Genomic DNA, 12,887 nt, shown 5'->3' on the forward strand with positions numbered 1-12,887 from the left:
ACCGCGCGCCGCGGCCGCCGCGGTGCCGCGCCGGTCGGGCAGCCGGTAGCCGAGTTCGGCGGCCACGCGCAGCACGCGGGCGCGCGTCTCGTCGGACAGCTTGGTGCCGGTCATGCCGTTGAGCACCAGCGAGACCGTCGACTGCGACACGGCGGCCTGCGTCGCGACATCGGTCATCGTGACGCGGCGTGCAGGCTCGGCGGGCGCAGGGGTTTTGACGGGCATGATTACTAATAGGTCACGGCTTCGGCGTTCACATGGTACGGGAGCCGCTACAACGTGTAGCGATCGTCACGCCGGGCTTGCGGGTGGCGGGCAGCACACGAGGCATGCTGCGGGCTGGAGGGAATTTCCTTGAACCTGAACAACACACGACTTCATTCGATGGCCCGCCTGGCAGCCTTGTGCGCCGGCGTGCTGGTGGTGGCCGCCTGCGGCGGCAGCGACGATGCGGCGGCGCCGACGCCGGTCAGCGGGGCACCATCACCCGCGCCTGCTCCATCACCGGCACCCGCACCGTCGCCTTCGCCTTCGCCTTCGCCTTCGCCTTCGCCTTCGCCTTCGCCGGCACCGGCACCGGCACCGGCACCCGCTCCCGCTCCCGCCCCCGCCCCCGCCCCGGCTCCAGCGCCGAGCAACGCCCCCGCCGGCTACACCCTCGTCTGGTCCGACGAGTTCGACACCGGCACGCTGCCTGACGCCGGCAAGTGGGTCTACGACACCGAGGCCAACGCGACCGGCTGGTACAACAACGAACTGCAGKACTACGCGGTGGCGCGCGCAGAGAACTCGAAGATCAGCGACGGCAAGCTGGTGATCACCGCGCGCAAGGAGCGCCTGACCACCGCGGGGGACTACGGCGGCCAGGACTACAGCTCGGCACGCCTGATCACGAACGGCAAGGCCAGCTGGACCTACGGCTTCTTCGAGATCCGCGCCAAGCTGCCGTGCGGGCTCGGTACCTGGCCGGCGATCTGGATGCTGGGCACCACCGGCGACTGGCCGGCCGGCGGCGAGATCGACATCATGGAACAGGTCGGCAAGAACCCGACCGCGATCGAAGGCACGATCCACAACACCTCGACGGCCGGCACCTTCGGCGACGGCGGCGAGACGCAGATCGCCGACGCCTGCAGCGCCTTCCACAACTACCAGCTGACCTGGACGCCCGAGAGCCTGGTGATCGGCGTCGACAACAAGCCCTTCCACACCTACGTCAACAAGCACCAGGGCAGCGCAAGCTGGCCGTTCGACAAGCCGCAGTACCTGCTGCTGAACCTGGCGATCGGTGGCGACATGGGCGGCGCGGTCGACGACACGATCTTCCCGGTCAGCATGGAGGTCGACTACGTGAAGGTCTGGCAGAAGAAGTGAAGCAGCGGCACAGTGCCTGCTGACGAAGGAGTCGTCGATGCAGGAGCCGTTGTTCCATGACCGCCGCGATGCGGGGCAGGTGCTCGCGAGGCGCCTGTCGGCCTACCGCGGTCGCCCCGACGCGCTGGTGCTCGCGCTGCCGCGCGGCGGCGTGCCGGTGGGCCATGCGGTCGCGCGGGCGCTCGGGCTGCCGCTCGACGTGTTCGTCGTGCGAAAGCTCGGCGTGCCCGGGCATGAAGAACTGGCGATGGGCGCGATCGCGAGCGGCGGCGTGCGCGTGATGAACGACAGCCTGCTGCGCATGCTGTCGCTGACGGCCGCGCAGATCGACGCGGTGACGCAAGCCGAAACGCAGGAGCTGGCGCGGCGCGAACGGCTCTACCGGAACGGCCGGCCGCCGCTGGAAGTGGCGCGGCGCACCGTGCTGCTGGTCGACGACGGCCTGGCCACCGGCGCGACGATGCGGGCCGCGGCGCGGGCGCTGCGCATGAGGGCGCCGGCACGGCTGGTGATCGCCGTGCCCACCGGCGCGCACGACAGCTGCGAGGCCTTGCGTGGCGAGGCGGACGACATCGTCTGCGCCACCCGGCCCGAGCCGTTCCACGCCGTGGGGTGCTGGTACGAGGTGTTCCCGCAGACCAGCGACGAGGAGGTGCAGGCGCTGCTGGCCCGGTGATCCCGGGCGCGTTCAATGGCACACTCCACCGGATCACGACGCCCCGCCCGACTGGCCCCATGTTCGCAAAATTCTTCGACACCACTGCGGTGGATGCCTTCGCGGCGAAGGTGGCCGCGGAACTTCGGAAGTCTTTCCCCCCGGAGAAGGTCAACGACAGTTCGAAGCAGGCTGAAAAGCGCCGCGAGCAACTCGACCAGCGCATCCGCCTCGCCGTACAGAACCTGGCCCGTTCGACGCCGCTGAACATCTACCAGAAGGCCAAGCTGGGCACGAAGCTGCAAGCGGTGCTCGAAGGCATGGGCTACCCCGAGGAATTCAGCGCCTCGCTGGCGCGCGACGTGGTCAAGCTGATGGCGCTCGGCCCCTCGAATCCGCGCTGAGCCATGCTTCGCTGGCTGCGCTCCAGACTCAAGACCCTGTCCGACGCCGCCGCCCCGGAGCCCGTCGACGCCTCGACCCACGCCGGCACGTCGACGGTGCCCGCCGCACCTCCTGCACCGCCCCCTCCTCCGTCCCCGCCTTCCCTTCTCGATGRCCCGCTGGCGTTGTACGAAGCCGGATACCTGGAAGAAGCCCGCCAGTCCGCACAGGCTGCGCTGGCGCTGGACGCCGGCAGCACCATCGCGCTGCATGCGCTGGGCCTGATCGCGCTCAAGGAAGGGCATCCCCAGGAAGCCCTTCGGCTGCTGCAACAGGCGACCGCGCTGGCGCCGGCCGATGCCACGCTGCAGCATGCCGCCGGACTCGCCTGCCTGGCCTGCAAGCGCCCGGCCCAGGCCGGGCCGGCGTTTCAACGCGCCGCTGAACTGCGTCCGGGTTGGAGCGCCCCCTGGGTGCAGCTCGGCCTGATGGCCCTGGCGAACCGCAAGCCGAAGGAGGCCCTGCTTCATTTCACCGCGGCGGCAGCGGCCGAGCTCGCCGATGCGGAAGCCCATTTCCAGATCGGCACCCTCTTGCTGGGCGAGCGCGACAAGCAACAGGAGGTCGAGCGCCACTATCGCCGCGCACTCGCCCTCCAGCCGGAGCACACCGGGGCGCTCTGCAACCTCGGTGCGCTGCTGAAGGACCAGGGGAAAGCCGACGAAGCCGCCACCTTCCTCGAGCGCGCCGTGCGGCTCGACCCCGCACTGGCACAAGCCTCGTTCAACCTGGGCCTGCTGCGCATCGACCAGGGCCGGTGGTCGGAAGCGGCCGATGCGTTGCAGCGCTCGCTGTTGGCGTCACCCTCCCAGGCCGAGGCGCACTACTGGCTGGGCAATGCGTTGATGGGCACGGGCGATGCGCAAGAGGCGCGCAAGGCCTACCAGGCCGCCTTCCGCCAGGACACGAACCATGTGCGCGCGCGCTGGGGCTTTGCGATGGCCCAGCTGCCGGCCGTGCCCCGGACCGACGAGGAACAACGGGCCGGCGCAGAGAACTTCGGCCACGAACTCGGCAAGCTGAAGAGCTGGTTCCGCGCCCGGCCCCAGGCCGAAGGCCACCTGGCGGTCGGCGCGCAGCAGCCGTTCTACCTGGCCTATGTTCCCGGCGATCACCGCGAGCGGCTGGCCGACTACGGCAAGCTGTGCACCACGCTGATGGCCGGCTGGGCCCGCAAGGTGGGCGTGCCTGCCGTGGCACCGCGGTCCGCATCGAAACGCCGCATCGGCATCGTCTCGGCCCACGTGCACAGCCATTCGGTGTGGCGCGCCATCGTGCGCGGATGGATCGCCCACCTGGACCCCGGGCAGTTCGAGCTGCACGTCTTCCACACCGGAAGCGTGCGCGACACCGAGACCGAATGGGCAGCGCGCCGGGTGGCCAGGCTCCACCACGGCCTGGGCGCGTGGACGAACTGGGCGAAGGCGATCTCGGACAGCCAGCTCGATGCGCTGCTCTATCCCGAGATCAGCATGGACTCCGTCACCTTGCGCCTGGCGGCCCTGCGCCTGGCGCCGCAGCAGCTGGCCAGCTGGGGACATCCCCTGACGACGGGCCTGCCGACCATCGACGGCTACCTCAGTGCGCAGGCGTTCGAGCCGGAAACTGCCGACGCCCACTACACCGAGGCCTTGATCCGCCTGCCGGGCCTGGGCTGCTGCTACGAGCCGTTCGGCACCGCGCCCGTCGCCGTGGACCTGACGGCATGGAACATCTCGCCGCAGGACAGGCTGCTGCTGTGCGCGGGCACGCCCTTCAAGTACGCGCCCCATGACGACCCGCTGTGGGTGCGGATCGCGCAGCAATGCCGGCCGTGCAAGCTCGTCTTCTTCCGGGTGGACAACGCGCCGATGGCCCGCTTGTTCGAACAGCGCCTTCGCACGGCATTCGAAGCCGCGCAGGTGAATTTCGACGACTGCGTGCGATTCGTGCCCTGGCAGAGCCAGGCCGCCTTCTTCGGCTGGCTGGACCGGGCCGACGTGTTCCTCGACAGCGTCGGCTTTTCCGGCTTCAACACCGCCATGCAGGCGGTCGAGCGGGGCACGCCGATCGTCGCCTGGGAAGGCGATCACCTGCGCGGAAGATTTGCCAGCGCCATCCTGCGGCAGATCGGCCTGGACGAGTGGGTCGCCTCGTCGGCCGATCGCTACGTGGACTGCGTCGAGCGCCTGTGCACCGAAGCGCCGCGCAGGAAGGCGGTCCGCGACACCCTGCTGAACGAGCGCAGGAAGCTGTTCGGCGACCGATCCTCGGTGGACGCGCTCGCCGTCACCTTGAGTGGCGGGGCTGCGCGCTAGTCGGGCTCTCAGCCCCCCTATACTCCGCCGCCATGCGCCGCTGGCTGACCCTTCTGCTGCTCGTCATGCTGCCGCTCCAGTTCACCTGGGCGGCGGCTGCAGCGTATTGCCAGCATGAACAGGTGCCCAGCGTTCGTCACCTGGGCCACCATGAACACGAGCACCAAGGTGCCCAGGGTGCCCACCAGGCCAAGGCGGTCGACCCGGACGCGGCAAAGGCCGCCAAGGTCTTCGGTGACAGCGACTGCGGCTACTGCCAGCTGAGTACCGCCAAGCCGCTGCAGGTGCAGGGGCTTGCGATAGCAGCCCTGAGCGACCCGCCGACACTGGGCACCGGCGTGCCCCCGCTGCAGACGCGCGAGCCCGACCGCCGTGAACGGCCCAACTGGTGCCTCGCCTGATTCGGCGAGCGCACCCCTTTCCAGGCACGACCTTCTCCCTGACCTGATCGCTGCTGCCCTCGTCGAATCCTTCCGGCTGCCCTCTCGCAACCCTCGGAGTATTCGATGCGCAGAACTTGCGTGCCGCTGCTGTGCGCGGCACTGATCACCCCATTGGCATTCGGCCAGGCCTCGACGCCGGCCCCACCCCCTGCCCTCCCACCTGCCCTGACCCTGGAAGCCGCGCTGCAGACCGCGTTGCGCCAGAACCCGCTGCTGCGCGCCGCCGAGGCGGAGGTCGACGCCAGCCATGGCGGGCTCGACCAGGCCGGCGCACGGCCCAACCCGACCCTCGGCATCGACCAGGAGGACACGCGCCACGACACCCGCACGACGACGGTCCTGCTGAGCCAGGCGCTGGAACTCGGTGGCAAGCGATCCGCCCGCATCGGGCTGGCCCGCAGCGCACGTGAGCTGGCGCTGGCAGAACTCGCGTCGCGCCAGGCCGACGTGCGGGCCGGCACCATCCAGGCGTTCTTCGAGGCCCTGATCGCCCAGGAGCGCGTGAGGGTCGCGGAGCAGTCGCTGGACATGGCCGCCAGCGGCACCACCGCGGCGGCACGCCGCGTGACAGCGGGCAAGGTCTCGCCGACCGACGAAACGCGCGCGCGCGTCGCCGAGGCCCAGGCACGGATCGAACTGCGCCAGGCGCAAGCCGACCGGCAGGCCGCGCAGCGCGCGCTGGGTTGGGCGATGGGTGCTGCCGACAGCACGCCGTCGCCACTCGATGGCCGCCCGGAATCCTTGCCGCAACCACCTGACGCGCAAGCCCTGGCAGAGCGTGTCGCGCAGTCCCCGGTGCTGCGCCGGGCACAGGGTGAAGTGCTGCGTGCCCAGGCCGCCTACGAGCTGGAGCGCGCGCGCCGCATTCCCGACCTGACCGTGAGCCTGGGGGCCAGGCGCGCCGCGGAGAGCGGCCGGAATCAGCCGATGATCAGCCTGTCGATCCCGCTGCCGCTGTTCGACTCGAACACCGGCGCGCAGCTCGAGGCACTGCGCAAGCGCGATGCCGCCCAGGCGCTCGCCGAGGCCGAGGAGCAGCGGCTGCGCGCCGAGGTGCTGCAGACCCTCGACCAGCTGCAGGCCCGCTCCAGCGAAGCGCACGCCTTGAAGCAGGAGGTGCTGCCCGCCGCGCAAAGCGTCCACGACGCCACCAGCCGCGGCTTCGAGCTCGGCAAATTCAGCTTCCTCGACGTGCTGGACGCCCAGCGCACCTTGCTGCAGGCGCGGACCCAGTACTTCAGTGCGCTGGCCCAGGTTCACCGCGCCGCTGCCGAACTCGAGCGCCGCCTCGGCACCCCCAACGATCGCCCGCACGCGGGCCACCAACCGTGAGATCGACGATGAACAGCAAGACGAACTGGCTCGAGCGCCTGCGCGCCAGCGTGGGCCGCAAGCAACTGGCGGCCATCGCCGCGGTGCTCGCGCTCGGCAGCGTGGGTGCGGTCGCCATCCTGGGCACGCACCGCACGACGCCGGCCTCCGAAGAGGAACACGCCCATGAGCATGGACACGAAGAAGCCGGGGAGCACGCCGACGACAAGCGCCGCGAGGAAGCCGGCGAGGGCGTGATCGCCCTCTCGCCCGAACAGCTGAAGGCCGCAGGCATCCGCGTGGACGCCGCCGGTCCGGGCCTCATCCGCACCGTGCTGCAACTGCCGGGCGAGATCCGCTTCAACGAAGACCGCACGGCCCACGTCGTCCCCCGGGTCGCCGGCGTGGTCGAGGCGGTGCCGGTGGCACTCGGCCAGCAGGTGCGCCGTGGCCAGGTGCTGGCCGTGATCAGCAGCCCGACGGTGTCCGAGCAGCGCGCCGCGCTGCAAGCTGCACAGGCCCGCCACCAGCTCGCCCGCTCGACCTACGAGCGCGAGAAGACGCTGTGGGAAGAGAAGATCTCGCCGCAGCAGGATGTGCTGCAGGCCGCGAACGCATTGCGCGAGGCCGAGATCGCCGTCGACAACGCCCGCCAGAAACTGCAGGCCGTCGGCGCCGGCAGCACCGGCAATGGCACGGGCCCCTTGAACCGCTTCGAGCTGCGTGCCCCGTTCGACGGCACGGTCGTCGAGAAGCACATCGCACTCGGCGAGCAGGTGAAGGAAGACGCGCAGGTCTTCACCCTGTCCGACCTGCGCACCGTCTGGGCCCGCATCGACGTGCCGGCCAACGCGCTCCCCCAGGTGCGCGTGGGCAGCAAGGTCGCGATCCGCGCGTCCGCATTCGACCAGGTCGCGAACGGCCGCATCGCCTGGGTCGGCCCGCTGCTCGGCGAGCAAACCCGCACCGCACAGGCGCGCGTGGTGGTGGACAACCCGGGTTCGCTGTGGCGGCCCGGGCTGTTCGTGAACGCCGAGATGACGGCGAGCGAGGCGACGCTGCCCGTCACCGTGTCGGTGGACGCGATCCAGACGCTGGAGACGCGAGGGACTGGGGCGGCGACAGGGTCCGTGGTGTTCGTGCAGACCGCCGCGGGCTTCGTCGCACAACCGGTGCAGACCGGCCGCAGCGACGGCACGCGCGTCGAGATCACGAAGGGATTGCAGCCGGGTACGCGCCACGCCGGCACCGGCAGCTTCGTCCTCAAGTCCGAGGCCGGCAAGGCGTCGGCCACCCACGCGCACTGACGAGGACGATCCATGTTCGAACGCATCATCCGCTTCGCCATCGAGCACCGATGGCTGGTGCTGCTGGCCGTCCTCGGCATGGCGGCGCTGGGCATCTTCAGCTACCAGAAGCTGCCGATCGACGCCGTGCCCGACATCACCAACGTGCAGGTGCAGATCAACACCGGCGCGCCCGGCTACTCGCCGCTCGAAGCCGAGCAGCGCGTCACCTTCCCGATCGAGACGGCGATGGCCGGCCTGCCCGGCCTGCAGCAGACGCGCTCGCTGTCGCGCTACGGCCTGTCGCAGGTGACCGTGATCTTCAACGACGGCACCGACCTCTACTTCGCGCGGCAACTCGTCAACGAGCGCATCCAGGCCGCGCGTGACCAGCTGCCCGCCGGGGTGACACCGGCGATCGGTCCGATCTCCACCGGCCTCGGCGAGATCTACCAGTGGACGGTCGAGGCGCAGGACGGTGCGCGCAAGCCGGACGGCCAGCCGTACACGCCGGCCGACCTGCGCGAGATCCAGGACTGGATCATCAAGCCGCAGCTGCGCACCGTGCCGGGCGTGACCGAGATCAACTCGATCGGCGGGTTCGCGAAGGCATACCAGGTCGCACCGGATCCGGGCCAGCTGCTGGCCCACGGGCTGACGCTGGCCGACGTGGTCGGTGCGCTGGAGCGCAACAACGCCAACGTCGGCGCCGGCTACATCGAGCGGCGCGGCGAGCAGTACCTGATCCGCGCGCCCGGCCAGTTGCGCTCGATGGACGACATCCGCAACGTGGTGCTGCGCAACGAGGCGGGCGTGCCGGTGCGCATCCGCGACGTGGCGAGCGTCGAGATCGGGCGCGAGCTGCGCACCGGCGCCGCCACCGACAACGGCCGCGAGGTGGTGCTCGGCACCGTCTTCATGCTGATCGGCGAGAACAGCCGCACCGTCGCGCAGGCGGTGGGGCAGCGCATGGCCGAGATCAACCGCAGCCTGCCGGCCGGCGTGCACGCGACCACGGTCTACGACCGCACGGTGCTGATCGACAAGGCGATCGCCACCGTCAAGCGGAACCTGCTGGAAGGCGCGGTGCTGGTGATCACGGTCCTGTTCCTGTTCCTCGGCAACATCCGCGCGGCGCTGCTGACGGCGATGGTGATCCCGCTGGCGATGCTGTTCACCTTCACGGGCATGGTGCAGCAGAAGGTCAGCGCCAACCTGATGAGCCTCGGGGCGCTGGACTTCGGGATCATCATCGACGGCGCGGTCGTCATCGTCGAGAACTGCGTGCGGCGCCTGGCCCATGCGCAGGCGCACCACGGCCGGCCGCTGACCCGCGCCGAGCGCTTCCACGAGGTGTTCCTCGCGTCGCAGGAGGCGCGGCGGCCGCTGCTGTTCGGGCAGCTGATCATCATGGTCGTCTACCTGCCGATCTTCGCGCTGGCCGGCGTCGAGGGAAAGATGTTCCACCCGATGGCGTTCACCGTCGTGATCGCGCTGGCCGGCGCGATGCTCCTGTCGGTCACGTTCGTGCCGGCGGCGGTGGCCCTCTTCATCGGCGAGCGGGTGGCCGAGAAGGAGAACCGGCTGATGGGCTGGGCGCGGCGTGCGTACGAGCCGCTGCTGCGGCGGGCGATGGCCGCCAAGCCGCTGGTGCTGACCTGCGCCGGCGTGGCGGTGCTGCTGTCGGGCCTGCTCGCGACCCGGCTGGGCAGCGAGTTCGTGCCCAGCCTCGACGAGGGCGATTTCGCGATCCAGGCGCTGCGCATCCCGGGCACCAGCCTGTCGCAGTCGGTCGCGATGCAGCAGCAGCTGGAAACCACGTTGAAGGCGAAGTTCCCGGAGATCGAGCGGGTGTTCGCCCGCACCGGCACGGCCGAGATCGCCGCCGACCCGATGCCGCCCAACATCTCCGACAGCTACGTGATGCTCAAGCCGATGGGCGACTGGCCGCAACCGCGCAGGACGCGCGACGAACTGGTCGCGGCGGTGAAGGCCGAAGTGGCCGGGATGCCGGGGCAGAACCACGAGTTCTCGCAGCCGATCCAGCTGCGCTTCAACGAGCTGATCTCGGGGGTGCGGGCGGACGTGGCCGTCAAGGTGTTCGGCGACGACATGGCGGTGCTCGATGCCACCGCGGCGCGGATCGCCGGTGTGCTGCAAGGCATCCCCGGTGCCGCGGAAGTGAACGTCGAGCAGACCACTGGCTTGCCGATGCTCACCGTGCAGATCGATCGCGAGAAGACGGCGCGCCATGGCCTGAACGTGCAGGACGTGCAGGACACGCTGGCCACCGCGATCGGCGGGCACGAGGCCGGCACCTTGTTCGAGGGCGATCGGCGCTTCGACATCCTGGTGCGCCTGCCGGAGCACCTGCGCTCCGACCAGGACGCGATCCGCCGCCTGGCGATCGCGCTGCCGAAAGGGGCCGGCAACGCGCAGCGCTTCATCCCGCTGAGCGAGGTGGCCACGCTGTCGCTGGCGCCGGGCCCGAACCAGGTCAGTCGCGAAGACGGCAAGCGGCGGATCGTGGTCAGCGCCAACGTGCGCGGGCGCGACCTCGGCAGTTTCGTCGCGCAGGCCGGGCAGGCGATCCGGCAGCAGGTGACGCTGCCGAGCGGCTACTGGATGACCTGGGGCGGCCAGTTCGAGAACCTGCAGTCCGCGACGAAGCGGCTGCAGGTGGTGGTGCCGGTCTCGCTGCTGCTGGTGTTCACGCTGCTGTTCGCGATGTTCGGCAACCTCAAGGACGGCCTGCTGGTGTTCACCGGCATTCCGTTCGCGCTGACCGGCGGGATCCTCGCGCTGTGGATGCGCGGCATTCCGCTGTCGATCTCCGCGGCGGTCGGCTTCATCGCGCTGTCGGGCGTCGCGGTGCTGAACGGCCTGGTGATGCTGTCGTTCATCCGCAACCTGCGCGATCGCGGCCAGCCGCTGGATTCAGCCATCCACGAAGGGGCGCTGACGCGCCTGCGCCCGGTGCTGATGACGGCGCTGGTGGCCTCGCTCGGCTTCGTGCCGATGGCGCTCGCGACCGGCACCGGCGCCGAGGTGCAACGGCCGCTGGCCACGGTGGTGATCGGCGGGATCCTGTCGTCGACGGCGCTGACGCTGCTGGTGCTGCCGGTGCTGTACCGGCTGGCGCACCGGCGGGATGAGGAGGAGGGGGCTGTGGCGGACCGCGATCGGGTGGGGCGTGCTGGCAGCGCTTGACCGAGCGAGCGGCCAAGCCGAAGCGGCTTGGCGCGATCTGCTGGTCCGAGCGCAATCAGGACGCCGCAGGCGTCGAAGTTGGCGTCGTCGCCTTCGGGGGCTGGGTGCCGTCGGACTTGCGGCGCTTTCTGCCGCTTGCCGTCTTTCTGACTTGCTTGGCAGAAATGGTTCTCTTGCCTACGCGCTTCTTCTTTGACAGTGCCATCTCGATCCTTTGGAGTAAAGGGGTTGAGGATACCGCTTGTTCATGCGACCCTTGACAGACCCCGCGCGGTCAGTCGCCCCGCCCTCCACGACGCCAACCCCATGACATTCGAAGGCACAGACTTCGCGACGCTCAAGCGATTGCCCTCTGGCGCGCGCCTTGACGAAGACATCCAGATCGATGGCTGGATTGCGCCATTCGAACCCGCGACGGCGGCGTCCTATTTCGCCCTGCTTCCGGAGGCTGCATGCTGCGTTGGTTCCCTGCCGAGCGACACGAGGTCGCGCATCGAGGTGTTCGCGGCAGCGCCGATCGCGATCACCGGCGAGAGCGTCCGCCTCGCCGGCCGCCTGCGCGCGCTGCCGGAGGACGATCCGTCCGGCTGGAAGTTCCAGCTCCACGACGCCCGCGTGCTCTGTCGGCAGCGCGCGCCGGATGTCCGCTTCACCCGGCGCAATGCGCTGCGCACGTTGGCGTGGGCCGCGGCAGCCACGCAGCAGGCCTGCAGCAGCACGCCGGCCCACCTGCTCGCGACGCCTGCTGCGGCCTCCGCGCCGCACCCTGCGCCGAACGAGAGCCGCCGCCTGCTCGAATCCATGGTCAGCGTCGACATTCACTCGCACGCCGGCCACATCCTCGGCCTCGACCGCGTCGAGCACGGTGGCCGCTTCGCGCCGGTCGCGGACCCGATGCGCGACGGCGGCATGGCCGTGCTGTGCCTGGCCATCGTCTCCGACTCGCCGACGCACCGCGTCACCGCCGAGAAACGCATCCGGCCTTTCCGTGACCCGCAGCCCGGCGAGCTGCAGGCCTACGGTGAAGCGTCGTTCCGGCGCGTGCACGAACTCGCGCGCGCGCAGGGCTTGCGCATCGTGCGGAGCGCGCGCGACCTGGACGAAGCTCGCAGCGCAGCCCCCTCCATCATCGTCACGGCCGAAGGCGGCGACTTCCTCGAGGGCCACGCCGACCGCGTCGACGACGCCTGCGAGCGCTGGGCGCTGCGTCACCTCCAGCTCACGCACTACCGCGTCAACGAGCTCGGGGACATCCAGACCGAGCCCCCGGTGCACGGCGGCCTGACGCAAACCGGCGCCGAAGTGATACGGCGCTGCAACCGGCTCGGCATCGTGGTCGACGTCGCACACGGCACGCATGACCTCGTCCGCCAGGCCGCGTCCGTCACAGACAAGCCGCTCGTGCTGTCGCACACATCGCTGGCCGCAGCGTCGAGGCCGCACAGCCGCCTGATCGCGCCGGATCACGCGCGCGCCATCGCGGGCACCGGCGGCGTGATTGGCATCTGGCCACCGGCCTCGATCTTCCCCACCCTGGCAGCCCTGGCTGTCGGCATCGCGCGGATGGCGGACGTCGTCGGCGTCGAGCATGTCGCTCTCGGCAGCGACATGAACGGCCTGGTCGGGCCGTCGACGTTCGCCTCGTACCGCGACCTGCCGGCTCTGGCCGACGCCCTGTTGCAGCATGGGTTCAACGCAGGCGACGTGCAGCGCATCCTTGGTGGCAACTACGCTCGCGTGTTCCGCGCGAGCCTCGGTGACGGTGCCGTGCCATCGCAGGTCGCGTCGTCCGGCGGGGCAACGTAGTCAGAGCCTGGCGGCCACCATCGCCGCGAAGGGCTCAGTCCGGCCACAACCTGCCATTCGC

10 protein-coding genes are annotated in these 12,887 nt (G+C 70.3%); 9 read left to right on the forward strand and 1 reads right to left on the reverse strand.

Annotated features, from left to right (window positions below; translation table 11 throughout):
* On the reverse strand, positions 1 to 225 hold a 225-nt coding region (locus AC1D12_RS10980; RefSeq protein WP_477840405.1), incomplete at its 3' end, for a LacI family DNA-binding transcriptional regulator.
* A gap of 159 nt (positions 226 to 384) precedes the next feature.
* Here AC1D12_RS10980 and AC1D12_RS10985 point away from each other — a divergent pair.
* From AC1D12_RS10985 to AC1D12_RS11025, 9 genes are all read left to right on the forward strand, one after another.
* Positions 385 to 1,374 carry a glycoside hydrolase family 16 protein gene (locus AC1D12_RS10985; RefSeq protein WP_477840406.1) on the forward strand — a complete coding sequence of 330 codons (990 nt, stop codon included), beginning with the start codon at positions 385 to 387 and terminating at the stop codon, positions 1,372 to 1,374.
* 37 nt (positions 1,375 to 1,411) lie between these two features.
* Entirely contained in the window at positions 1,412 to 2,050 is a 639-nt protein-coding gene (locus AC1D12_RS10990; protein ID WP_477826921.1) for a phosphoribosyltransferase, read from the forward strand.
* Entirely contained in the window at positions 2,047 to 2,433 is a 387-nt protein-coding gene (locus tag AC1D12_RS10995; RefSeq protein WP_477826920.1) for a ribonuclease H family protein, read from the forward strand. The genes AC1D12_RS10990 and AC1D12_RS10995 overlap by 4 nt, the downstream gene beginning before the upstream one ends.
* 3 nt (positions 2,434 to 2,436) lie before the next feature.
* Positions 2,437 to 4,770, forward strand: coding sequence for a tetratricopeptide repeat protein (locus tag AC1D12_RS11000; protein WP_477840408.1), 2,334 nt, complete (start codon positions 2,437 to 2,439; stop codon positions 4,768 to 4,770).
* Positions 4,771 to 4,802: 32 nt separating this feature from the next.
* Positions 4,803 to 5,171 (forward strand): cation efflux protein, CzcI family, encoded by a 369-nt coding sequence (czcI, locus tag AC1D12_RS11005; protein ID WP_477840410.1) that lies wholly within the window; start codon positions 4,803 to 4,805, stop codon positions 5,169 to 5,171.
* 105 nt (positions 5,172 to 5,276) lie between these two features.
* Entirely contained in the window at positions 5,277 to 6,545 is a 1,269-nt protein-coding gene (locus AC1D12_RS11010) for a TolC family protein (protein WP_477825086.1), read from the forward strand.
* A gap of 8 nt (positions 6,546 to 6,553) precedes the next feature.
* Entirely contained in the window at positions 6,554 to 7,831 is a 1,278-nt protein-coding gene (locus AC1D12_RS11015; protein ID WP_477825087.1) for an efflux RND transporter periplasmic adaptor subunit, read from the forward strand.
* A 12-nt stretch (positions 7,832 to 7,843) separates the two neighbouring features.
* Complete coding sequence (locus tag AC1D12_RS11020) at positions 7,844 to 11,020, forward strand: CusA/CzcA family heavy metal efflux RND transporter (RefSeq protein WP_477840412.1); 3,177 nt, start codon at positions 7,844 to 7,846, stop codon at positions 11,018 to 11,020.
* A gap of 306 nt (positions 11,021 to 11,326) precedes the next feature.
* Positions 11,327 to 12,826 carry a dipeptidase gene (locus tag AC1D12_RS11025; protein ID WP_477825089.1) on the forward strand — a complete coding sequence of 500 codons (1,500 nt, stop codon included), beginning with the start codon at positions 11,327 to 11,329 and terminating at the stop codon, positions 12,824 to 12,826.
* Positions 12,827 to 12,887 lie beyond the last annotated feature (61 nt).

The sequence above is a fragment of the Rhizobacter sp. P1_G5 genome, from assembly GCF_056405435.1.

Coding starts and splice junctions, on each gene's coding strand:
- AC1D12_RS11020 (WP_477840412.1), top strand. CDS start 7,844: ATGTTCGAACGCATCATCCGCTTCGCCATCGAGCACCGATGGCTGGTG.
- AC1D12_RS10990 (WP_477826921.1), top strand. CDS start 1,412: ATGCAGGAGCCGTTGTTCCATGACCGCCGCGATGCGGGGCAGGTGCTC.
- AC1D12_RS11025 (WP_477825089.1), top strand. CDS start 11,327: ATGACATTCGAAGGCACAGACTTCGCGACGCTCAAGCGATTGCCCTCT.
- czcI (WP_477840410.1), top strand. CDS start 4,803: ATGCGCCGCTGGCTGACCCTTCTGCTGCTCGTCATGCTGCCGCTCCAG.
- AC1D12_RS11015 (WP_477825087.1), top strand. CDS start 6,554: ATGAACAGCAAGACGAACTGGCTCGAGCGCCTGCGCGCCAGCGTGGGC.
- AC1D12_RS11010 (WP_477825086.1), top strand. CDS start 5,277: ATGCGCAGAACTTGCGTGCCGCTGCTGTGCGCGGCACTGATCACCCCA.